Origin of the sequence: Streptomyces sp. P9-2B-2 (assembly GCF_030406865.1) — a bacterium.
In the GTDB taxonomy this organism is placed as follows: Bacteria; Actinomycetota; Actinomycetes; order Streptomycetales; family Streptomycetaceae; genus Streptomyces; species Streptomyces platensis.
Genome location: NZ_CP129126.1, coordinates 2,909,391 through 2,931,897, shown reverse-complemented (window position 1 = coordinate 2,931,897; position 22,507 = coordinate 2,909,391). Strand labels below are relative to the sequence as shown.

Annotated in this window: 18 protein-coding genes and 1 pseudogene; 12 read left to right on the top strand and 7 right to left on the bottom strand. The window is 73.3% G+C overall.

Going from position 1 to position 22,507, the window contains the following annotated elements; translation table 11 throughout:
* Positions 1 to 78: 78 nt before the first annotated feature.
* Positions 79 to 1,068 (bottom strand): DUF3068 domain-containing protein, encoded by a 990-nt coding sequence (locus QT196_RS12800; protein WP_290354931.1) that lies wholly within the window; start codon positions 1,066 to 1,068, stop codon positions 79 to 81.
* A 247-nt stretch (positions 1,069 to 1,315) separates the two neighbouring features.
* On the opposite strand from QT196_RS12800, the gene QT196_RS12795 reads away from it, so the two are divergent.
* A complete protein-coding gene (locus QT196_RS12795) occupies positions 1,316 to 1,462 on the top strand; it encodes a hypothetical protein (RefSeq protein ID WP_168478977.1) in 147 nt (48 codons plus the stop codon).
* A 42-nt stretch (positions 1,463 to 1,504) separates the two neighbouring features.
* Positions 1,505 to 2,737, top strand: a complete 1,233-nt coding sequence (locus tag QT196_RS12790; RefSeq protein WP_290354930.1) for a helix-turn-helix domain-containing protein — start codon at positions 1,505 to 1,507, stop codon at positions 2,735 to 2,737.
* Here the strand turns inward: QT196_RS12790 and QT196_RS12785 are convergent.
* A complete protein-coding gene (locus QT196_RS12785; RefSeq protein ID WP_290354929.1) occupies positions 2,730 to 3,686 on the bottom strand; it encodes a GntR family transcriptional regulator in 957 nt (318 codons plus the stop codon). The genes QT196_RS12790 and QT196_RS12785 overlap by 8 nt on opposite strands.
* Before the next feature lie 170 nt (positions 3,687 to 3,856).
* Between QT196_RS12785 and QT196_RS12780 the strand changes: the two genes are divergently transcribed.
* Entirely contained in the window at positions 3,857 to 5,494 is a 1,638-nt protein-coding gene (locus QT196_RS12780) for an MFS transporter (RefSeq protein WP_290354928.1), read from the top strand.
* Here the strand turns inward: QT196_RS12780 and QT196_RS12775 are convergent.
* Positions 5,464 to 5,895: a MarR family transcriptional regulator gene (locus QT196_RS12775; protein ID WP_168478974.1), complete on the bottom strand. Its 432-nt coding sequence runs from the start codon at positions 5,893 to 5,895 to the stop codon at positions 5,464 to 5,466. The two genes, QT196_RS12780 and QT196_RS12775, sit on opposite strands and share 31 nt — an antisense overlap.
* 88 nt (positions 5,896 to 5,983) lie before the next feature.
* Between QT196_RS12775 and QT196_RS12770 the strand changes: the two genes are divergently transcribed.
* From QT196_RS12770 to QT196_RS12740, 7 genes and pseudogenes are all read left to right on the top strand, one after another.
* On the top strand, positions 5,984 to 7,003 hold the full coding sequence (locus QT196_RS12770; protein WP_290354927.1) for an NADP-dependent oxidoreductase: 1,020 nt from the start codon (positions 5,984 to 5,986) through the stop codon (positions 7,001 to 7,003).
* A 283-nt stretch (positions 7,004 to 7,286) separates the two neighbouring features.
* Positions 7,287 to 7,715 (top strand): organic hydroperoxide resistance protein, encoded by a 429-nt coding sequence (locus QT196_RS12765; RefSeq protein ID WP_168478972.1) that lies wholly within the window; start codon positions 7,287 to 7,289, stop codon positions 7,713 to 7,715.
* 328 nt (positions 7,716 to 8,043) lie between these two features.
* On the top strand, positions 8,044 to 8,169 hold the full coding sequence (locus QT196_RS12760; protein ID WP_018088072.1) for a hypothetical protein: 126 nt from the start codon (positions 8,044 to 8,046) through the stop codon (positions 8,167 to 8,169).
* A gap of 331 nt (positions 8,170 to 8,500) precedes the next feature.
* Positions 8,501 to 9,502 (top strand): LacI family DNA-binding transcriptional regulator, encoded by a 1,002-nt coding sequence (locus QT196_RS12755; RefSeq protein ID WP_168478971.1) that lies wholly within the window; start codon positions 8,501 to 8,503, stop codon positions 9,500 to 9,502.
* A gap of 148 nt (positions 9,503 to 9,650) precedes the next feature.
* On the top strand, positions 9,651 to 11,309 hold the full coding sequence (locus QT196_RS12750) for a sugar ABC transporter ATP-binding protein (protein WP_266730790.1): 1,659 nt from the start codon (positions 9,651 to 9,653) through the stop codon (positions 11,307 to 11,309).
* Positions 11,299 to 13,286 (top strand): annotated as a pseudogene (locus tag QT196_RS12745) (substrate-binding domain-containing protein). Before QT196_RS12750 ends, QT196_RS12745 begins: the two are co-directional and overlap by 11 nt.
* A gap of 70 nt (positions 13,287 to 13,356) precedes the next feature.
* The gene (locus tag QT196_RS12740; protein WP_290354926.1) at positions 13,357 to 14,277 is read left to right on the top strand and encodes a ribokinase; all 921 of its coding nucleotides are present in this window, start codon (positions 13,357 to 13,359) and stop codon (positions 14,275 to 14,277) included.
* A 72-nt stretch (positions 14,278 to 14,349) separates the two neighbouring features.
* Here the strand turns inward: QT196_RS12740 and QT196_RS12735 are convergent, their stop codons facing one another.
* Both QT196_RS12735 and QT196_RS12730 read right to left on the bottom strand, forming a co-directional pair.
* The gene (locus QT196_RS12735) at positions 14,350 to 15,744 is read right to left on the bottom strand and encodes a nitrilase-related carbon-nitrogen hydrolase (protein WP_290354925.1); all 1,395 of its coding nucleotides are present in this window, start codon (positions 15,742 to 15,744) and stop codon (positions 14,350 to 14,352) included.
* A 121-nt stretch (positions 15,745 to 15,865) separates the two neighbouring features.
* Positions 15,866 to 17,167 carry a pyroglutamyl peptidase gene (locus QT196_RS12730; RefSeq protein ID WP_290354924.1) on the bottom strand — a complete coding sequence of 434 codons (1,302 nt, stop codon included), beginning with the start codon at positions 17,165 to 17,167 and terminating at the stop codon, positions 15,866 to 15,868.
* Between the two features lie 196 nt (positions 17,168 to 17,363).
* On the opposite strand from QT196_RS12730, the gene QT196_RS12725 reads away from it, so the two are divergent.
* Complete coding sequence (locus QT196_RS12725) at positions 17,364 to 18,230, top strand: hypothetical protein (protein ID WP_290354923.1); 867 nt, start codon at positions 17,364 to 17,366, stop codon at positions 18,228 to 18,230.
* Positions 18,231 to 18,294: 64 nt separating this feature from the next.
* Here the strand turns inward: QT196_RS12725 and QT196_RS12720 are convergent, their stop codons facing one another.
* The gene (locus tag QT196_RS12720; protein ID WP_248001118.1) at positions 18,295 to 19,038 is read right to left on the bottom strand and encodes a TetR/AcrR family transcriptional regulator; all 744 of its coding nucleotides are present in this window, start codon (positions 19,036 to 19,038) and stop codon (positions 18,295 to 18,297) included.
* 140 nt (positions 19,039 to 19,178) lie between these two features.
* Here QT196_RS12720 and QT196_RS12715 point away from each other — a divergent pair, with 140 nt between their 5' ends.
* Positions 19,179 to 21,707 carry a glycoside hydrolase family 3 C-terminal domain-containing protein gene (locus QT196_RS12715; protein ID WP_290354922.1) on the top strand — a complete coding sequence of 843 codons (2,529 nt, stop codon included), beginning with the start codon at positions 19,179 to 19,181 and terminating at the stop codon, positions 21,705 to 21,707.
* An 88-nt stretch (positions 21,708 to 21,795) separates the two neighbouring features.
* Here the strand turns inward: QT196_RS12715 and QT196_RS12710 are convergent, their stop codons facing one another.
* Positions 21,796 to 22,491 carry a DUF4097 family beta strand repeat-containing protein gene (locus QT196_RS12710; protein WP_168478964.1) on the bottom strand — a complete coding sequence of 232 codons (696 nt, stop codon included), beginning with the start codon at positions 22,489 to 22,491 and terminating at the stop codon, positions 21,796 to 21,798.
* Between the last annotated feature and the right edge of the window lie 16 nt (positions 22,492 to 22,507).

Sequence of the window (22,507 nt, the reverse complement as noted above, 5' to 3'; positions counted from 1 at the left end):
CGCCCGCCCCGTTACCCGCGGCTACTCACCGGGGTGACAAAAACGGCCCCGATTTGGTCTGACGGTTCATCACTTCGCTCAGGACCGGCCGGTCGCCCGCCGTCCGCGCACCACCCACACCACCCCGGCCGGTACGAGCACCGCGCCCGCCGCCCCGGCCGTGACCGGCAGCGTCCGGCCGACCAGCACCAGCTTGTCGCGGTCCGCCCTCGCCAGCCGCACCTGCGCCCGCTGCGTCGCGGGCGTGAACCGCAACCGCTCGCCGCGCAGCAGCGTCACCGCGGTACGCCGGGCACCGGGTGCGCGCAGCGTCTTGACCGGCGAGATCGCGGCATCCATGATCCGGCCGGTGTGCGGCTCGACGACCAGCTCGACAGCGGAGTTGGCGTACCACTCCTCGGCCTGGATCTGGCCCTGCTCCGGCCGTCCGACGAGCCGTCCGGGCACCTGCCGGCTGCCGGTCCGGGTGGGCGGCACGGTCCCGGTGAAGCGGTAGCCCTGGAAGCCCTGGACCGCCCGTGTACCGGCGAAGCGGAGCGGGACGGCGGCGCCCAGGGTGTTGTCCCACCAGCGATAGCCCGTCTTCCGCACATCGAAGGGGAACTTGAGGTAGGCATCGCCGTCGAACCGGGTCGGGGCCTCCCCGCAGCAGTGCGCCGGCGCATTGCTGTGCCGGTCGGTGACCCAGCGCTCGGTGGTCCACTGGAAGGCGCGGCGCGGGTCCTTCAGGGCGAGCGTCTGCGGGGTGTCGACCGTGGTGGAGACGTCCCACACCGCCCGCCCGCTCTTCTCGCTCGCCGCGACATCGCCCAGTACGTGGCGGGTGATGGTGATCCGACGGTGGTCCCTGGTCTTCAGCGCGGCGGTGTCGAAGTAGCTGCCGTCGCCGGTGAAGACGGTGGTGACATCGACATCGACCGGCGTGACCTTGGCCCGTGGCGTGACGTACCAGGCCAGCAGGGGCGCCAGGACCAGCAGAAAGACGCCGAGACCGAGGACGGCGAGCGACAGGGGCGGGGCGGCGGTGGCCGTGGTGGGGGAGGCGGCGGGCTTGCCGGATACGGGCATACGGGCACTCCTGGAAGCGGTGGGGGAATCACGCTCTGGTGCACGTGCGGGCGCCGCGCGGCGCCATGGGCCGGGAACGTAAGGGAACTCTTGACAGGGCGTCAATGCCCTTCCACACTCGGCAGGCACCACGACTCCGGTGGTGCCGCGCTGTGGGACGCGACGCCGGGCCGCCGTGCCGGGTGCCGCGCCAACCTCGACGGAGACCGCCGACGGGCTCCGGCATCGACGAAGGGCTCGCCGCGCCATGCACCGTACGCTCGCCGCCGCACTGACCGCGCTGACCGCCGCCGCCCTCGCCGCCGGCGTCGCGCTCGGCATCGTCGCCGCCCTGGACGCCACCCCTGAGCAGCCGAATGTGCCGCTGGTGACCTTCGACCGGAGCGGCGAGTAGCGGGCGGGCCGGGGAGGCGGGCGTGCTGAGGAGGTCCGGGTCATGGTGACGGCCGTCCGCTCGGCCTGGCGGGAGGTCCCGCCCTACCAGGTGCGGCAGTTCGCCGCCCGGGCGCTGGAGGAGGTGCCCGCCCTCGCCCAGGACATCCTCCGGGAGATCCGCCACGCCTACCCCCAGCTCCCGGTGGTCCCGGATGAGTTCGGGGAGCCCCGGGCGCTGGTGGGCATCCGCCAGTCGCTGGAGCACTTCGTCGCGCATCTGACGGCGGGCCCGGACCGGCCGCATATCCACCCGCGGGTCTTCCAGGAGTTCGGCCGCGGCGAGGGCCTCCAGGGCCGCAGCCTGGACGTCCTCCAGGCCGTCTACCGGCTGGGCGTCCGGCTGGCCTGGCGGCGGCTCGCCGAGATCGGCCAGCAGGTCGCGATCCCGGCACCCGCGATGTACGAGCTCGCCGAGTCCGGCTACGAGTACCTGGACGGGCTGGTCGCCGAATCCGTACGCGGCTACGCCGAGGCCGCCGCCCGCCAGGCCGGTGAACGGCTGCGGCTGCAACGGCGCCTGATGGAGCAGCTGTTCACGGGCCCGGCAAGACGGCGGCGCGGCGCGGGGACGGCGGACGGGGTGCCGCCGGCCCTCGCCGAGCGCGCCGCCGCCATCGGCTGGACGCTGCCCGCGCGGGTCGCGGTCGCGGTCCTGCTGCGCCCGGCCCGGGAGGCGGTCGCCCCCGCCGTCGCCCCGGACGTCCTGCTGGACATGGAGAGCGAACGGCCGCGGATGGTGGTGCCCGAGCCGGACGCCCCCGGACGGCGGGAGCTGCTGGCCCGCGCGGCGGCCGGCTGGTCCGGCGCGATCGGCCCCGCCGTACCGCTGCTGGACGCCGCCAAATCGCTGCGCTGGGCCGGGGCCGCGGTCGATCTGACCGAGCGCGGACTGCTGCCGGCGGGCGAGCTGCTCCAGTGCACCGAGCACACCGAGGCGCTGGTCCTGCTGCCGCCGGAGGAGCTGATCGAGGACCTCACCCGCCGCCGCCTCGCCCCCCTGGACAGCTGCGGCCCCGCCCACGGCCGGCGGCTCGCCGAGACCCTGCTCGCCTGGCTGGAGACCCGCGGCGGCGCCCCCGAGGTCGCCGCCCGGCTCGGCGTCCATCCGCAGACCGTGCGCTACCGGCTGCGCCAGATACGGGAGTTATGGGGCGCGGAGATCGACGACCCGGACCGCCGCTTCGAACTGGAGCTGGTCTTACGGGCCCGGCGGCTGCGCGGGGACCTCAGCTGACCCCGCCGGAGTCCGCCGCCCGGCCCTCCACCAGCGCCGCCATCCCGTCCAGCAGCCGGGCCAGCCCGAACTCGAACAGCGAGGTCAGCGTCACCGCGTCGTCGTCGTGCCCGGAGATCCCCCCGTACATGGGGTAGGAGCCCGAGGTGAGGATGCCCTCGAACACCGGCTCCATGGATGCCATCCACGCGTTCCGGTCCAGCCCGGTCTCCTGCTCGGCCTCCAGATCGTCCTCGAAGCCGGCGGCGGTGGCGCGCACGTAGTTGAGCAGCGTCACGGCCATATGGATCAGCGTCACCGGGTCCATGCCGGTCACCCGCGCCATGGTCCACTCGATGAGCGCCATCGCCCGCGGCATCGGCTGCGGCCGGGTGATCGACAGATAGTGCGCCAGCCACGGATGCCGCTGGTAGAGCTCCCATTGCAGCCGTGCGCCCGCCGCCATCCGCGCGCGCCAGTCGTCCGGCGCCGGGTCCGGGAGTTCGACGCCGCGGAACGCCGCGTCCGCCATCAGCACCACCAGCGCGTCCTTGTTGGCCACATGGCGGTAGAGCGCCATCGAGGACACCCCGAACTCGGCGGCGACCCGGCGCATCGACAGCGCCCGCAGCCCCTCGGCGTCAGCGATCTTGAGGCCGGCCCGTACGACGCTCTCCCGGCTCAGCCCGCGGTCCGTCTCGCGCGGCCGCCGCTCCCGCGGGAGTTCGGCGCGCGCGGCCCGCTGCGGCTGCGGCTCGGCCACCACCGTGCCCACGCCCGGCACGGCGCGGACCACGCCCTCCTGGCGCAGGGTGGTGAGGACCTTGGTGGCGGTCGCCATCGCCACCCCCCACTCCTGGGTGATCCGCCGGGTCGAGGGCACCCGGTCGCCCGGCGCGAGATCGCCGGAGTCGATACGGCACCGGATCGCGTCGACGATCCGGCGATAGGGCGGCGCCGACTGCTCCACGGGGTGACCTCCGTACTAGTGCACCAGGGGGATTTCGCTGCCCGTGAGCGTATCAGCGCCGGTCCCATCAGGGCATTGCACTAGCTCGGTGCACTAGTGTGATGCACCTCCAATTCCCTTATCTGGCCTGGTGTTTGCGCCGTAAGCCCGCGCTGCTTACGGTGTCACCTATGTCGTTTACCTCGTACACATCCCCGCCGCCGTCGCAGCCGGCACCGCCGTCGGCCGGCCGCCGGGAGTGGACCGCCCTCGCCGTCCTCCTGCTGCCCTGCCTGCTCGTCTCCATGGACGTCTCGGTGCTCTACTTCGCGGTCCCGTTCCTGACCGCGGAACTGGAGCCCAGCAGCGTCCAGCAACTGTGGATCCTCGACGTCTACGGCTTCGTCCTGGCCGGCCTGCTGATCACCATGGGCGCGCTCGGCGACCGCATCGGCCGCCGCAAGCTGCTCCTGTCCGGCGCCCTGCTCTTCGGCCTCGCCTCCGGGGTCGCCGCCTACGCGCAGAGCGCCGAGATGCTCATCGCCGCACGGGCGTTGCTCGGCATCGGCGGCGCGACCCTGATGCCGTCCACCCTCGCGCTGATCCGCAACCTCTTCCATGACGCCAAGCAGCGCGGCAAGGCCGTCGCGATCTGGTCGTCGGCGATGATGGGCGGGATCGCGGTCGGCCCGGTGCTCAGCGGGGCGCTGCTGGAACACTTCTGGTGGGGCTCGGTCTTCCTGATCAACGCCCCGGCGATGGTGCTGCTGCTGGTCTGCGGGCCGCTGCTGCTGCCGGAGTTCAAGAACCCGGCGGCCGGGCGCTTCGATCTGCCCGGCTCGCTGCTGTCCCTGCTCGCGATGCTGCCGACGGTCTACGGCATCAAGGAGATCGCCCGCGACGGCCTGGCGCTGCGGCCCGCCCTCGTCCTCGCGGCCGGGCTGCTGGCCGCCGCGGCCTTCGTGTACCGCCAGCGCACCGCCCGCCATCCGATGCTCGACCTGGAACTGTTCCGCCACCGCGGGTTCAGCGTCTCGGTGCTGATGAATCTGCTGGCGACGTTCGCGGTCGTCGGCTGCGCGGTCTTCTTCACCCAGTACCTCCAGACCGTACGGGGCATGGGCCCCATGGAGTCGGCACTGTGGAACCTGCTGCCGACCCTCGCGGTGGGCGGAATGGCACCGGCCGCGGCCGTGCTCGGCCGGCGCATGGACCGGGCGTATGTCATCGCCCTGGGGTTCGTCATCGCGGCCGGCGGTTTCGTCTGGCTGTCCTGGCTGGAACCGGGCTCGGCCCTGTGGTTCGTCCTGGTCGCCTCGTCGGTCTACGCCTCGGGCCTGGTGATGGTGATGTCCCTCGGCAACGAACTGGCCATCGGCGTCGCCCCGCCCGAGCGCGCCGGCTCCGCCTCGGCCCTGCTGGAGTCCGGCACCGAACTGGGCGGCGCCCTGGGCATGGCCATCCTGGGCAGCATCGGGAGCGCGGTCTACCGCGCGGACATGGCCGGTGCCCTGCCCGCCGGTCTCCCGTCGGGCGCCGCCGACGCGGCCCGCGAAACCCTGGCCGGCGCCGCCGCGGTGGCCGCCGAACTCCCGCTCCGCGCGGGCGAGTCACTGCTGACCGCGGCCCGCTCCGCCTTCACCGACAGCCTCCAGTCGGCCGTCCTCGTCGCCGCGGGGGTGATGGCCTGCGCCGCGGTGCTGGCCGTGCTGCTGCTGCGGGGACTGGGGAGACCGGGAGCGGAGGGGGAAGCGGGTGCCGTCGGGGCGGCCGGGATTCCGGAGGCCGCCCACCCGGCTCACTCCGGGGCGACGCCCAGCATCCGCTGAAGTAGCTCCTTCAGCAGTGTCCGCTCGGCGGCCGTCAGCCGGCCGAGGGGTTCGCGCGCGAAGTCCAGGGACGTCCGCAGGGCCCGGGCCAGGCGCGCCCCCTCCTCGGTCGGGGCGGCGAGCTTCACGCGGCGGTCGGCCGGATCGGGGCGGCGCTCGACCAGGCCGCGGGATTCCAGCCGGTCCACGATGCCGGTGATGTTCGACGGCTCGCACTTCAGGCGCTGGGCGACCTTGCGCATGGGCAGCGGCTCGATGGAGAGCAGGCTCAGCACCCGGGCCTGCGCGCCGGTCAGCGAATGCTCGGTCGCGGCCTGCTCGTACTCCTCGTAGTAGCGGGCCACGACGGTGCCGATGAGGTCGACGACCTCGACGGTCAGGGGGTCTGCGCGGGGGGTCATGCACACGAGGATACCCATTTACTTGACAATCTGAAATATCGAGGAGCATGGTTGTTTCAGTACCTGAAGCATTAGGAGGAACGCGCTTATGTCCGCACTGCCCACGACCAGCCGCGAATGGCACCTCGTCGCCCGCCCCCATGGCTGGCCCACCCCGGAGGACTTCGCGCTGCGCGAGGCCGCGGTGCCCGAGGTCGGCGAGGGCCAGATTCTGGTCCGCACCCAGCACTTCTCCGTCGACCCGTACATGCGCGGCCGGATGAACGATGTGAAGTCCTACGTCCCGCCCTTCCAGCTCGACCAGCCGATGGAGGGCGGTGCGGTCGGCGAGGTCCTCGCCTCGCGCGATGACTCCATCGCCGTCGGTGACCATGTCCTGCACGGCCTCGGCTGGCGCGAGTACGCGGTCCTGGACGCCAAGCGCGCCGCCAAGGTGGACCCGTCGCTGGCTCCGCTCACCGCCTACCTCGGCGTGCTGGGCATGCCCGGCCTGACCGCGTACGCGGGCCTGCTGGAGGTGGCGTCCTTCAAGGAGGGCGACGCCGTCTTCGTCTCCGGCGCGGCCGGTGCGGTGGGCAGCGAGGTCGGCCAGATAGCCAAGCTCAAGGGCGCCTCCCGGGTCATCGGCTCGGCCGGCTCCGACGAGAAGGTCAAGCTCCTGGTGGAGGAGTACGGCTTCGACGCCGCCTTCAACTACAAGAACGGCGACGTCGCCAAGCAGCTGAAGGAGGCCGCCCCGGACGGTATCGACGTCTACTTCGACAACGTCGGCGGCGACCACCTCGAAGCGGCCATCAGCTCCCTCAACGTTCATGGCCGTGCCGCCATTTGCGGCATGATCTCGATGTACAACGCCACGGAGCCGAGCCCCGCGCCCCGCAACCTCGCCATGGTGATCGGCAAGCGCCTGCGCCTCCAGGGCCTGCTGGTCAGCGACCACGCCGCCCTCCAGCCGAAGTTCGTCGAGGAGGTCTCCGCCTGGATCCGCTCCGGCGAACTGAAGTACGGCGAGACCAAGGTGTCCGGCATAGAGAACGGCGTCGAGGCCTTCCTGGGCCTGCTGCGCGGCGAGAACACGGGCAAGATGATCGTCAGCTTGGAGGGCTGAGACGCGCTGTCGGGGGCTGCCGCGGGCTGAGTTCTGAAGGCTCGCGGCTGGAGGGGAGTTGAGGGCTGGAGCATGGCCGGCAGGCCCGAGCCGTGGTGGGGGTGGGGTGGGGGAGGGGAAGCCGGAGGACTGTGTACCTCCCCCACCCCACCCCGCACTCCTCCGCGCCCCTACTCCTCCCGCCCCGTACTCCGCTCACCCCCTTGCGCTCGCCCGTTAGGCTCGGCGGCACGCCGTCGTGATCCGTGGGCGCGAGTCGCGGCGAACCACAGGAGGATTCGGTATGTCCATCCAGACCGTCGACGTCGTCTACACCGCCGTCGCCACCGCTGAGAACGGCCGTGACGGCCGCGTCGCCAGCGACGACGGCAAGCTCGACGTGGTCGTCAACCCGCCCAAGGAGCAGGGCGGCAGCGGCGCCGGCACCAACCCCGAGCAGCTCTTCGCCGCCGGTTACAGCGCCTGCTTCCAGGGCGCGCTCAGCGTCGTCGCCCGCCGGGAGAACGCCGATGTCTCCGGCTCCCGGGTGACCGCCAAGGTTGGCATCGGCAAGACCCCGGACGGGGGCTTCGGCCTCACGGTCGAGATCGCCGTCTCGATCCCGCAGGTCGACGCGGCCACCGCCCAGGACCTCGTGGAGAAGGCGCACCAGGTGTGCCCGTACTCCCACGCCACCCGCGGCAACATCGAGGTCAAGCTGACCGTCGCCTGACCCACGACGTCACCCGAGCACTTCCGCAAGGGCCGCATCCCGCGAAGGGGTGCGGCCCTTTGGGGTCTGCGGGTGTGGTGCAGCCCCCGCGTTCGTGGCAGGGGCGGGGCCCTTGGCCCGCTGCGGGGCCGCGCTTCCTCCCGCCCTGCGCTCCCGCTCTCCGCTCCCGTTCTCCGGTCCCGTTCCTCGGTCCCGCCTTCGGGCCTGCGTCGGCTCAACTCACGCTATTCTGGCGGCGCTTCACCACGTTCCTCCCCACAGCTCCGTCGGCGGTCGGCCGGCGGGGGCCCTGGCTTCCGGGGCCTGTCCGGAGGAGCGAGGAGGAGCGATGGACGATCAGGACACGGAGCAGGAGAGCGACCGGTGGGCGCCGTCTGACAGATGGCAGGTGGTCATCGGGGTGCTGGGCCTGCTGGTGGCGATCGTCGCTTGTGTGGGGCAGTTCGCCCGGTAACGCCGGGGCCGGCCCCACGGGGTCCGGACACGGCCGGTACCCGCCGTCGAGGCGGAACGGTCAACGGGGGAGTGCCCGGGCTCGACGCAGCCCGCGCAGCTCGCACCTCGCAACGCCCGCACCTCTCCCCGCCCCCCTGTGACGCACGCAACATTCCCCCTGTCTTGACGCACCCCCCGTGTAATCGATTTCGTAGCCCCCACGCATTTCTCGCGGAAACGATTACACGGCGATCAAGGCGAACCCGCGAACCGCCCCCTACGGGAGGCGCGAACAGCAACCAGCAACCAGCAACCAGCAACCAGCGGACAAACGGAACGGCGACGGTGCCATGGCGAACATCAAGGATGTGGCGGAGCGGGCAGGGGTTTCCGTGGCCACGGTTTCGCGGGTGCTCAATGGCCACAGCCCGGTTGCCGAGACCCGGGAGCGGGTGCTTGCCGCCGTAAGGGACCTGGGCTACCGGCCCAACAACGTCGCCCGCGCGCTGCGCACCGCGCGGACCGGCGCGCTCGGTCTGATCATCAGCGATCTCACCAACCCCTTCTTCACCGAGCTGGCCGACGCCGTCGAGGACGAGGCCCGCAGCCTCGGCTACAGCCTGGTGATCGGTAATGCCGGCGAGAGCCCCGAGCAGCAGGACGACTACATCCGCACGCTGCTCGACCGCCGGATCGACGGGCTGCTGGTCAGCTCGGCCGGTACCGGTTCGGCGATGCTCAGCGAGGTCGTGGCCTCCGGCACGCCGCTGGTGCTGCTGGACCGCACCGTGCCCGGTGTCGACGCCCCCTGCGTCCGCGCCGACGGCCGTACCGCGCTCACCGAGCTCGCCGCCCATCTCGCCGCCCACGGCCGCCGCCGCCCCGCGATCATCGTCGCCCCGGCCGGCACCCCCACCGGCGATGAGCGCCTCGGCTTCTTCCGTACGGCGCTCGGCGGGTACGGCCTCACCCTGCCCGACGAGCGGGTGGGTGCCACCCCCGACCTTCAGCACACCGGCGGCCGGCAGGTGATGAGCGCGTTCCTCGACCTCGCGGAGCCGCCGGACGCCGTGCTGGCCACCGACAACCTGATGGCGCTGGGCGCGATGGACGAACTCCGCGCCCGCGGGCTGCGGGTACCCGACGATGTGGCGCTGGTGGTGTACGACGACGTGCCGTGGTTCGCCCACACCGATCCGCCGCTGACCGCCATCGCCCAGCCCACCCGGGAACTGGGCCGGGCCGCCGTCCACACCCTGCTGGCACGGATCGAGGGCCGCCCGGCCGACTCGGTGCTGCTGCCGGCCCGGCTGGTCACCCGCCGCTCCTGCGGCGAAGTACCCGCCCCCTGAGCCGGCCCGCCCGGGTCCGGCCCGCCACCAGGGCCGGGCACCCCGTCCGGGCGGGCCACCCGAACGAGCCATCACCGCCCACCCAGGCCACGGCCCCCAACCCGAACCACCCACCACCCAAGCCACCCGAGGAAGAGAGGGGCAGCGCATGACCGGCGTCAATGACGACGTACCGGGCGGCCGCGAACTGCTGCGCGTGGAGGGGGTGACGAAGTCGTTCCCGGGTGTCCGCGCGCTCGACGGCGTGGACCTGACCCTGTGCGCCGGTGAGGTGCATGTCCTGCTCGGCGAGAACGGTGCGGGCAAGAGCACCCTCATCAAGATGCTCTCCGGCGCCCACCGCCCCGACGAGGGCCGCCTGCTCGTGGACGGCGAGGAGGTCACCGTCCGTTCGGCGCAGGACGCCGAACGGCTCGGCATCGCCACCATCTACCAGGAGTTCAACCTCGTCCCGGGGCTGACCGTCGCCGAGAACATCTTCCTGGGCCGCCAGCCGCGCACCCGCCTCGGTCTGGTCGACAAAAAGACCATGCGGGCCCGGGCCGCCGAACTGCTGCGGCGCGTACGGCTCGATGTCTCCCCGAACACCCCGGTCGCCGAACTGGGCATCGCCCGCCTCCAGATGGTGGAGATCGCCAAGGCGCTCAGTCTGGACGCCCGTGTCCTGATCATGGACGAGCCGACCGCGGTGCTGACCTCCGAGGAGGTCGAGACCCTCTTCGAGATCGTCCGCGAACTGCGCGACGCCGGTGTCGGCATCATCTTCATCACCCACCACCTGGACGAGATCGGCGCGCTCGGAGACCGGGTGACGGTCCTGCGGGACGGCCGCTCCGTCGCGGAGGTGCCGGCCTCGACGGACGAGGACGAGCTGATCCGCCTGATGGTGGGCCGGGACATCGCCGAGCAGTACCCGCGCCGCCGCCCCGACGAGCCGGGCGCGCCCCTGCTGCGCGTCCGCGGCCTGACCCGCAACGGCACCACCGCCGGACCGGTCTTCGAGGGCATCGGCTTCGAGGTGCGGGCCGGTGAGGTCGTGGGCCTGGCCGGGCTGGTCGGCGCGGGCCGTACGGAGGTGGTCCGGGCGATCTTCGGCGTGGACCGCTATGACGCGGGCACGGTCGAGATCGACGGCAAGGAGCTGGCCCGCGGCGATGTCCGGGCCGCGATGCGCGCCGGGCTCGGCCTCGTACCGGAGGACCGCAAGGGCCAGGGCCTGGTGCTGGACGCCTCCCTCCAGGACAACCTCACCCTCGCCCGGCTCGACCGCGACACCCGCGGCGGGCTGGTGGACCGGGGCGCGCAGCGGCGCGAAGCGGCCACCGCCGCCGAGCGGTTGAAGGTCCGGATGAGCGGCCTGGGCCAGAGCGCCCGCACCCTCTCCGGCGGCAACCAGCAGAAGATCGTCATCGGGAAGTGGCTGCTGACGGACACCCGGCTGCTGATCCTCGACGAGCCGACGCGCGGTATCGACGTCGGCGCCAAGGTCGAGATCTACCAGCTGATCAACGAGCTGACGGCGGCCGGCCGTGCGGTCCTGATGATCTCCAGTGATCTGCCCGAGGTCCTCGGGATGAGCGACCGGGTGCTGGTGATGTCACAGGGCCGGCTGGCCGGTGAGCTGTCGGCCGAAGAGGCCACCCAGGACGCCGTGATGGAACTGGCGCTCCAGGCCCCCGGTGCCGCTTCCGGGAACACGGACGGCACCGCCGAGGACACGACCGGCACCGCCAAGAAGACGAGCGGCACCGCCAAGAGCACGAAGCACCACGACAAGAGCGCGATGGAGGGCTCCGATGTCCACTGAGGTGAAGACAGGAGCCGCCGCCGAGGCGGTGGGACGGGCACCGGACCGGGACGGCCTCGGGCCGTGGTTCTCCCGGGCGGTCCTCAGGAACGGCCCGCTCGGCGGGCTGATCGCCCTGGTCGTCGTGATGGCGGCGCTGTCCAGGGACTTCCTCAACGGGCAGAACCTCCTCAACGTCGGCGTCCAGGCGTCGGTCACCGCGATCCTCGCCTTCGGCGTCACCTTCGTGATCGTCTCGGCGGGTATCGATCTGTCGGTCGGCTCGGTCGCCGCGCTCTCCGCCACCGTCGTGGCCTGGGCGGCCACCAACGAAGGACTGCCGGTCTGGATGGCGGTACTGGTCGGCCTGGCGGTCGGCGCGGCGGCCGGTCTGGTCTCCGGCACGCTGGTCGCCTACGGCAAACTGCCCGCCTTCATCGCCACTTTGGCGATGCTCTCGGTCGGCCGCGGCCTGGCCCTGGTCATCTCCGGCGGCTCGCCGATCCCCTTCCCCGGCTCGGTCAGCGCGCTCGGTGACACCCTCGGCGGCTGGCTGCCGGTGCCCGTGCTCGTCATGATCGCGATGGGGCTGATCGCCGCGCTGGTGCTGGCCCGTACGTACGCCGGCCGCGCGATGTTCGCGATCGGCGGCAACGAGGAGGCGGCCCGGCTCTCCGGCATCCACGTCAAGCGCCGCAAGCTCGCGATCTACGCGCTGTCCGGGGTGTTCGCCGCGGTCGCCGGCATCGTGCTGGCCGCCCGGCTCACCTCCGCCCAGCCGCAGGCCGCCACCGGCTACGAGCTGGACGCCATCGCCGCCGTCGTCATCGGCGGGGCCAGCCTCTCCGGCGGCTCCGGCAAGGCCTCCGGCACCCTCATCGGTGCGCTGATCCTCGCCGTGCTGCGCAACGGCCTGAACCTGCTGAGCGTCTCGGCGTTCTGGCAGCAGGTCGCCACCGGCCTGGTCATCGCGGTGGCGGTGCTCCTGGACACGCTGCGCCGCCGGAGCGCGCGATGAACCCCCGGCGGAACCCCCGGCGGAACGCCCCGAGGAACACCCGGCGGGACGCCTGGCAGACCACCCGGATCAAGGCGTCGCTGGCGGCCGGGCTGGCCGCGACCGCCGTCCTGGGCCTGGCCGGCTGCGACCGCGGCGGCAACACCGATCTGGGGCTCGCGCTGTCCACGATGAACAACCCGTTCTTCGTCGGCATCAAGGAGGGCGCGCAGGCCGAGGCGGACGCCCGCGGACTGCACCTCAACATCACCGACGCGCAGAACGACCCCACCCAGCAGATCAACCAGATGGAGACGTTCACCAGCCAGAACGTCAAGGCGGCCATCATCAACCCGGTCGACTCCGATGCCGCGGTCCCGGCCGTCGGCGTCGCCAACCGGGCGAAGGTGCCGGTCATCTCCATCGACCGGGGCGTCAACGGCGGCACGGTCGGCTCGACCATCGCCTCCGACAACGTCGCGGGCGGCCGGCTCGCCGCGAAGACCCTGGCCGAATCGCTCGGCGGCAAGGGCAAGGTGGCCTTCCTGGAGGGCCAGGCCGGCACCTCCGCCGCCCGCGAGCGCGGCAAGGGCTTCGAAGAGGGCATCAAGAAGTACCCCGGCATCAAGGTCGTCGCCCGGCAGCCCGCGGACTTCGACCGCACCAAGGGCATGGACGTGATGACCAATATGCTCCAGGCGCACCGCGACATCGGCGGGGTGTTCGCCGCCAACGACGAGATGGCGCTGGGCGCGTCCAAGGCGCTGGGCGGTCGGTCCGGCAAGGACGTCAAGGTGGTGGCGTTCGACGGCACCCCGGACGGGGTCAAGGCGGTCCGCGGCGGCAGCCTGACCGCGACCGTCGCCCAGCAGCCGGAACTCCTCGGCAAACAGGCCGTGGACTGGGCGCTGAAGGCCTCCCGAGGTGAGAAGCTGCCGCGGTCGGTCCGGGTGCCGGTGGTATTGGTGACCAGCGAGAACGCCGCGAAGTTCGACGACTGAGCGCGCGGCCCGGCGCGTCCGAGGGGGCCGCCGGGAATGACAGATGAGAAGAGAAGTGGGAGAGCGGTGCATGTATGACGTCCTGGTGGTCGGCTCGGCCAACGCGGATCTGACGGTACGGGTCGACCGGCGGCCCGGCGCGGGTGAGACGGTGCTCGGCACGGACCTGGTGGAATCGGCCGGCGGCAAAGGCGCCAACCAGGCGGCCGCCGCCGCCCGGATCGGCGGGCGCACCGCGCTGCTGGCGCGGGTCGGCGGCGATGCGTACGGGGAGCTGCTGCTCGGCGCCCAGCGCGCCGCGGGCACCGATGTCACCCCGGTCATCGTGGACGAGACGGCCCGCACCGGCACCGCGATGATCATCGTCGACCCGGACGGCGACAACAGCATCGTGGTCTCGCCGGGCGCCAACGCCGCGCTCACCCCGCAGGACGTGGCCGCCGCGAAGGACACCATCGCCGCCTCCGCCGTGGTCTCCCTCCAGCTGGAGATCCCCATGGAGTCCGTACGGGCCACCGCCGCGGCCGCCGAACAGGCCGGCAGCCGCGTCGTCCTCAACCCCTCCCCGGCCCCCACAGCGGCGCTGGCCCCCGAACTCCTCGCGGTGGCCGACCCGTTGGTGGTCAACGAGCACGAGGCGCGACAGCTCTCCGGGTTGACCGACGGCACCCCCGTCCAGTGGGCGCAGGCCCTGCGCGATCGGGGCGCCCGCTCCGTCGTGGTCACCCTCGGCGGCGACGGCGCGCTGGTCCTGGACGCCTCCGGAGCCGAGAACGTCCCGGGCGTACGCGTCAAGGCCGTGGACACCACCGGTGCCGGCGACGCCTTCACCGGCGCCCTCGCCACCCGCCTGGCCCGCGGCGACACACTGCCCGGCGCGGCACGCTTCGCCGTACGGGTCGGCGCCGCCGCCGTCACCAAGCCGGGCGCCCAGCCGTCCTACCCGACCCGGGCGGAGCTGGAGGTCCTGGCACCGGAGCAGCTGGAGTAGCCGGAGGGCTGAGGCCGGGGGGGCTGAGGCGGGAGCGGGACCGCCCGGCGTTGCCCGGCACCCGGCGTCACCTCACCGCCCCGCCAGCTCCTTCGGCCCGTACAGCGCGTGGTCCGCGCCGGTCGCCAGCGCCCAGTAGCGGTCGCCGTAGGACCAGTGCCACCACTCGGTCGGGTAGTTGACCAGACCGGCGGCGGTGAGCGCGGCGTTCAGCACGCGGCGGTGGGCGCGGGCGACGGGCGTCAGCTCCGGCGCGGCCGTGTAGCAGGCGCCGTCGCTCTCCTCGGGGGAGGCATTGATCGGCGTGCCCATGTCGACGGGTGCCCCCTCGGTGGTGACGAGGGTGAGGTCCACCGCGCCGCCCGCGCTGTGCGGTGCGATCTCGGGCGGCGACACATAGCGGCTGGCGGCCTGGTGGAGCCGGGCGGCGTCCCAGTCGGGGTGGGCGGCGCGCAGTTCGTCCGCGTACTCCTCGAAGTAGCGGCGCTGGAGCCCCGGCGGCCGGTAGCCCTCGACGAACTGCCACCGCAGCCCGTCCGGCAGTGACTTCTGCGCCGCCAGCAGCCGTTGGAGCACGCCCTCCCGCAGGAAGGCATAGGCGCCGAGCGGGTCGTTCCGGTCCTCGGCCACGAGCAGCGCGGGCGCCGCGGTCCGTACGTCCACCAGCGGCTCACCGCACTCCTCGACGGGGACCGCGGCCACCGCCGGGTCCGCCATCAGCGTGATCCGGTCGCGGACATCGGTGAACACCAGCTCCGCACCGTCCCCCGGCACCGGCCCGGTCCACTCGGCGGCCGCCGCAACCCGCTCGCCCGACGGCAGCCAGGCGCCGCTGAGACCGCACCCCGAAGCCGAGCCGCCGGTCCCCATGCCGTTGGCGAGCAGCACCTGCAGACCGTGGTCCCGCGCCTGCCGCGCATATCCCGCCACCCGCTCCGCCGAGCCGTGGAAGGAGCTGGCGAGCGACACCCGGCAGCCGTCCGCCGCGGCCCGCGCCGCCACCTCGGGGTCGCTGTTGTCGAAGCAGGTGGCCAGCGCGAACCGGATGCCGCCCAGGGTGCAGCGGCCCGGCGCGGTGCCCGGCGCGAACACGGTGTTCTCGTCCCCGAACAGATGGACCTTGTCGTAGCGGGTGACCAGGGCGCCGTCCGGGCCGATGACGAACGAGGAGATCGCCGGACGGGACCCGCCGCCGGTGGCGCGGCCCGCCGCGTTCACGACCGCCGCGGTCCCGGTCGCCCGGCAGGCCTCCCGTACGGGTGCCAGCCGGGCGTCGTCCGCCGTGACCGTCATGCCCACCGGGTCGGCGGCTATCAGGGCCAGGTCGTAGTGCGTCAGCGCGAGTTCGGGGAAGACCACCAGCCCCGCGCCGCGCCCGGCGGCCTCGGTGAGAAGCCCGGCCATCCGGGCGGCGTTGGCCTCGATATCGCCCGGCACCGGGAGGAATTGTGCGGCAGCAATGATCATGCGCCCATGATGCCGGGCGGGTCGGGGGGATGGGGCGGGTCGAGCCGATCGGGGTGGCCCGGGCGGTCCGTCGGCCTTCCCCGCCGCCGGACCGCCCGCGCCCTGAAGGACCCCGGTCCGGCTACTTCCGGTCCGCCGCCCGTGCTGCTGCTGTTGCCGCCTCCGACGCCGCCACCGTCACGACCGCCCGCACCTGCCCGGTGATCGCGATCCGGTTCCGTATGAAGACGGGGTCGGTGACCTGGCTGTTCGCCGGGTCCGTGTTGTCCGGGCCGAACTCCAGCACCGGCGTGTGCAGATGCCCGCCCGGGATCGCCGGCCGCACCGCGTCCCTCAGCAGCGTCGCCCGGTAGGCGATCTCATTGGACAGATAGTCGCCGCCGCCCCCGGCCCGCGCCGTGGAGCCCGGGGTCGGGCCGTCCGGCCGGTCGACGGGTGCGCCGCCGCCCGCCGGGATCTCGGTGACGGCGGTGTGGTCGACCACCGGGTACGGCCCGGTGCCGGCCGCCACGATCCGCGCGTACGGCAGGGTGGTGGTCGTCCACTGCGGCTGCGGCCGCACGGTCGGCACCCCCGCCGGAATCGGCACCGGCTCCGTCCGCGAGTCCCGCGCATTGTCCGGATAGCCGCCCCGCCAGGCGCCGTTGGTCCGCTCGACATCGAACCGGCCGGGCCGCCCCTGACTGACTGTCGTGAACAGATCGGCCTGCCGCGGCCCGCCCCGGAAGTGCGGCAGCAGGGTGCGCTCCACCGTGCCCGCCGCGAAGTCGGCCCACCGTACGGGGAAGACCGCGGTCTCGATCCGGGCGGGCTTCCCGGAGGCGGTCCGCACCGTCGTCCCGTCCAGCGCGAGCGCCGCCGCCCCCGACGGGTTGCTCCGCCGGGCATCGGCGTCCAGCTGGAACGGGTCGAAGCCGGTCACCACCACCCGCAGCACCTCCTTCCCGGCGGGCAGTGCGATCGAGTCCTGCCCGCGCGAACCCCGCTCCAGCGACCCGAGCAGGGCGTCACGCCGCTCCTCGGAAAGCCCGAACTCCGGCTTCCACTGCCGTAGTTCCTTCGTCATCCCGAGCCGCGCCCAATACAGCGGCCGGTCGTCGTCCCGGCTCAGATCGCCGCCGTCGGGCCCACGGCCCTGCGCCCGGTCCACGGCCCGCCGCCACAGCGCCCGCCCCTCGTCCGCGACATAGCGCCGGGCCTCCGGGTAGCTCGTCACCCGCGCCAGCCCGCCCGCGAACTCCCGCTCCCACACATCGAATCCACTGCGCCGCAGAATCTCCTGCGGCGCCGCCTGCGTCAGCCGGCCCTCCTCCACCGTGCCGGCCGCCGCGGGGGCCGCCGCGGCCGGCGCCGTCAGAGCCAGCGGAACGGCGGCCACCAGCGCGACACCGAGCGCGCCCATCCTGGTACGTATGCGTCTCATGGGGGCGAGTAAAGCGGTGTGGACGCGGGGGCGGTAGAGGCGCCGATCTCCCCGCTGTCCTGTTCCTGCCCTCGACTTGGGCCCTCGACCCGGCCCGGTGCGTGCCGGGTGACCGCGGATAGGGTTCCTGATCCGTCCCGTCCGGTCCGCTCAGCGGCCGCGTCGGGCGCACTCCACGAGACGCAGGGGGATCTCCGTGGCCACTCCGCCACCGCCGCACGGCCCGCACCCGTATGCCCAGCCGTACGGGCCACCGCCCGTGGGGTCCCACCCGCCACCACCCACGGCGCCCCACCCACAACAGCCCGCGGACGCCCACCCGCAGCCGCCCGTCGGCCCGTACGACCCCCGGCCGGGGCAGCCGCCCCCGTATCCGTACGACCGTCAACCGCCCCTGCACCCGCACCCGTACCCGCACCCACAGCCGTACGCCGCCGACCCGGGCTGCCGGCTCTGCGGGGCCCGGCCCGCCGTGCAGGCCACCGTGCGCGGGCACCAGGGCCTCTTCCTCCTGATGCGCTTCCTCAGCCGCAGCGGCATGTTCTGCCGCTCCTGCGGGCTGGCCACCTACCGGGAGATGTCCGCGAACACGCTGTGGCAGGGCTGGTGGAGCCCGCTGTCCGTGGCGATCACCCCGGTCACCCTGCTGATGAACCTCGGCCCTCGGAGCCGCTTCCGCAAACTGGCCGCCCCCGTAGGTGGCTTCGGCCCCTCGCTCGACCCGGGACGGTCGCTGCTGCGCCGGCCGGTGGCGCTGCTGTTCCTGGTGCCGATGGCGCTGGTGGTGCTGGCGATTCCCACGCTGTTCGTGCTCGGCGCGTTCGTCGAGGGCGCCGGTATCGGGCAGTCGCCCACCCTCGCGATCGGTGACTGTGTCCGCAACGAAGGCGACTGGAAGGACCAGGATCTGGAGATCGTGGACTGCGGTTCGGCCGACGCGGAGTACAAGGTGACCCGCCGGCTCAACACCTCCAAGGACGTGTGCGCCGACGGCGAGCTGCTCGCCGACCTCACCTACAGCCCGGACAGGATGACGATCTCCTGCCTCGCTCCGGCCCGGTAGCCGCACCCGGGCCCACGGGGTCTACGGGTTCGGCGGGGTCTACGAGGTTTGCGGGGCTCCGGCATCAGCCCTCGCCCGGCCCGTCGCCCGGACCTTCGCCCGGCTCCTCCGCGGCCCCGCCGGTCCGTCCCTCCCCGGGCCCTTCGCCCAACCCCTCCGCGCCCTCGTCGCCCCGCCCCTGCCCGCACCCGAGCAGCGCCAGGAAGTCCCGGAAGGCGGCCGGCATCTCCACGGCCTCCGGGTCCAGCAGCCACTGCAACTGGAGTCCGTCCATCACGGCGGCCAGCAGCGGAGCCGCCCGCTCCGGGGTCAGACCGCCGGGCAGGGTGTCGCCGCATTCGGTCCGCAGCACCTCGGCCATCGCGGCGCGGACGACACGGAAGCGGGTCTCGAAGAACTCGCGCGCGGGGTGGTCCTCGGTGACGCTGTCCGCGGCCAGCACCGTGTAGGTCCGGACGAGGCCGGGGCGGGTGGCGTTGTAGTCGACCAGTTGGGCGAGGGTGTCGGTGTGCCGGGTGCCGGCCGCCGCGGCGGCCGAGGCCAGATCCCAGCGGTCGCGCGTCTCCAGCACCCCCACCAGCAGCAGGTCCTTGGTGGGGAAGTGGTGCAGCAGGCCCTGCTGGGTCAGTCCGGCGCGTTCGGCGACGGCGGCGAGCGAGGTACGGCGGTAGCCGCGCTCGGCGATCAGCTCCATGGCGGCCTCCAGGATGGCCGCGCGCCGCTCCGCGCGCTGGGTCTCGCGCCCGCCGCCGGCGCGCCGCGCGCCCGGCCCGCCGCCGCGGGGTCCGTCCTGGTCTCGTGCACTCACCGGCCGAGCGTAACCCTCCCGTGGAGATCCCGTACGACTGATGTAACGGAAAAGTAACGGTACCTACCGGCTGACAGGTGAGCCGGTAAGAATCCGGACAGGGGGTCCGCACGTCCATTCAGGGAGCACCGGAGAGCCGCATGACCGACCACCATCCTCATGGCCCCGCCGCAGACGCCGCCCACCATCATGCCCGGGACCGCGCGCACGAGCACGCCGCCGCCGTCGAGCGGGCACTCGCCGCGCTCGACCTCGACGCCAAGACCCGGCTGCTGTCCGGCCAGGACATGTGGACGCTGCCGGCCGTGCCCGCGATCGGACTCCGGTCGCTGGTGATGTCGGACGGGCCGGTCGGGGTGCGGGGCCAGGACTGGAGCCCCGAGGACCCCTCGGTGGTGCTGCCCAGCCCCACGGCGCTGGCCGCCACCTGGGACCCCGAGCTGGCCCGCCGGACCGGTCACCTGCTCGCCCAGGAGGCCCGCCGCAAGGGCGTGCACGTCCTGCTGGCGCCGACCGTCAATCTGCACCGCTCACCGCTGGGCGGCCGGCACTTCGAGTGCTATGCGGAAGACCCGCTGCTCACCGGCGAGATCGGGGCCGGATATGTCCGTGGGGTGCAGGAGGGCGGCGTCGGGACGACCGTCAAGCACTTTGTGGGCAACGACGCCGAGACCGACCGGCTCACCGTCGACAACCGCATCGCCCCGCGCCCACTGCGCGAGCTCTATCTCACGCCCTTCGAGCACATCGTCGAAAACGCCCGCCCCTGGGGTGTGATGACCGCCTACAACCAGGTCAACGGCTCGACGATGACCGAACACCGGGCTCTGGTCCAGGACGTGCTCCGCGGCGCATGGGGTTTCGACGGCTGCACCGTCTCCGACTGGACGGCGGCCCGTGACACCGTGCGCGCCCTGCGCGGCGGCCTGGACGTGGCGATGCCGGGGCCCCGGACGGTCTACGGCGCGCGGCTCGCCGAGGCCGTCCGCGGCGGTGCGGTGACCGAGTCGGAGGTGGACGAGGCAGTGCGCCGGGTGCTGCTGCTCGCCGCCCGTACGGGTTGTCTGGACGGGGTGCCGGCCGCGGTCGACCCGGCCGGTGTCCCCCGGGGGATCGACGGCCGGGCGGTGACCCGTGAGGTCGCCCGGCGGGGGTGTGTCCTGCTGCGCAACGAGCCGGTGGCCGGTGCGCGGCGGGCGCTGCCGCTCGATGCCGCCGCGGTCCGCAGGGTCGCCGTCATCGGAGCGGCCGCGCGCGAGGCCCGGGTGCACGGCGGCGGGTCCGCGACCGTCTTTCCCGACGCGGTCGTCTCCCCGCTGGAGGGGCTGCGCGCCGCCCTGCCCGACGACGTCGAGATCGCCTTCGCGGCCGGCGCCGATCCGCGCTCCCGCGTCCCGCACGCCCGTGAGGGCTTCACCCTGCGCACCCGCTACCTGGCCGCGGACGGCCGGCTGCTCGCCGAGACCGCGCAGCGCGACGGCAAGGTGCAGGTGATGGGCCGCTTCCCCGAGGGCGTCACCCGGCAGAACCTGAGCGCCGTCGAACTGACCGGCAGCTTCACCCCGCGGCACACCGGCCGCCACACCCTCGCCGTCTCCGGCACCGGTGAGCTGCGGCTGACCGTCGGCGGCACGGTGCTCTTCGACGGCCACTGCGCACCCGAGGGCGGCGACCCCTTCGAGGCGTTCCTCAACCCCGTCGAGCGGCGGGTGACGGCGCAGCTGACGGCGGACGAGCGCGTCGATGTCACGCTGCGGTACGTGCCGGACCATCCGGGCGGTTCCGGGGAGGGGCCGGCCACGCTGCACTTCCTGCTCGGCCACCGGGCTCCGCAGGCCGACGCGGACACGCAGATCACCGAGGCGGTCCGCGCCGCGGCCGGGGCCGATGTGGCGATCGTCGTCGTCGCCACCACCGAGGAGACCGAGTCCGAGGGCTTCGACCGCGGCGATCTGCGGCTGCCGGGCCGCCAGGACGAGCTGGTCCGCCGGGTCGCCGCCGCCAACCCGCACACCGTGGTGGTCGTCAACTCCGGCTCTCCGGTGGAACTTCCATGGCGCGAGGAGGTCCCCGCCGTGCTGCTGAGCTGGTTCCCCGGGCAGGAGGCCGGGGCGGCGCTGGCGGATGTGCTGCTCGGCGCCCATGAGCCGGGCGGCCGGCTGCCCACCACCTGGCCGGCCCGCCTCGACGACGCCCCGGTCACCACCGTCACCCCGACCGACGGTCAACTCCACTATGCCGAGGGGGTGTTCGTCGGCTACCGCGCCTGGCAGCGGTCCGCCGTCGCGCCCGCCTACCCCTTCGGGCACGGCCTCGGCTACACCGACTGGGAGTACGAGTCGCTGGACACCACCCCGGACTCGGTACGGGTGCGCGTCCGCAACGCGGGCGACCGGCCCGGCCGCGAGGTCGTCCAGATCTATCTGGCGCCCACCGAGGACGCCGCCCCCGACGCTCCGGAGCGCCCGGCGCGCTGGCTGGCCGGCTTCGCCGTCGTCGAGGCCGGTCCCGGGGAGAGCACCGAGGCCGAGATCCCGCTGCCGGACCGGGCGTTCGCGGTCTGGGACGCGGAGGGCGGCGACTGGCAGCGGGTCAAGGGCGTCTATCGCGTCGAGGCGGCGCGCAGCGTCGACGACCGCAGGCTGACGGCGGAGGTCACCGTCGGCTGACGGGGCCGGAGGCGGGGGCGCTCCTCCCCAGGGACGCCCCCGCCGGCTCAGGCACGGGCCCGTCCGGACCCTCATCGCGACCGCCCCCTCATGACGGCATCACCGACACATCCCCGCCGCTCGACCGGGCCGTGACCTTGTGCGCGGAGCCCTTGTCCGTCGGGACGGAAACCTTGCTGTTCCCGCCGCTGGTCGTGGCCTCCACGGCGTAGGAGCCCTTGGGCAGCCGGATGGTGACATTGCCTCCGCTGGTGCGGCCCGACACGTTGTCGGGCGCCGTGGACAGCGCGAGATCCACATCGCCGCCGCTGGTCCGCGCCTTCGCGGTGCGGGCCGTGGAGTCCTTGACGGTGATGTTGCCGCCGCTGGTCTCCGCGGCGATGCCGCCGGTGGCGCCGCGGACCGTGATGTCCCCGCCACTGGTCCGCAGATCCACCGAGGCATCGCGCGGCAGCAGCACCCGGTAGGCCACCTCGCACCGGTGCCCCATGCCGCAGTCCTCGGCCTCCAGCGTCAGCCGGCCGTCCTTGACCCCGTGCGAGGGGCTCGGCTTCCGCTCGTTGTAGACATACTTCTCCGTCACCTTCACCTGGCCGCCGGCGTCGACCGGGACGACCTCGATGTTCCCGCCGTGCGTCGTCGCCGACAGCGCGGTGACCTTGCCGGGCACGGTGTACGTACGCTGCGCCTCCTTGTCCGGGCCGAATCCCAGGGAGCAGCCGGTCATCAGCACGCCCAACGCGGCACAGGACAGCACGAGAGGAGAGGTACGCAGGCGGGCCATGGTGAGAGGTCTCCCG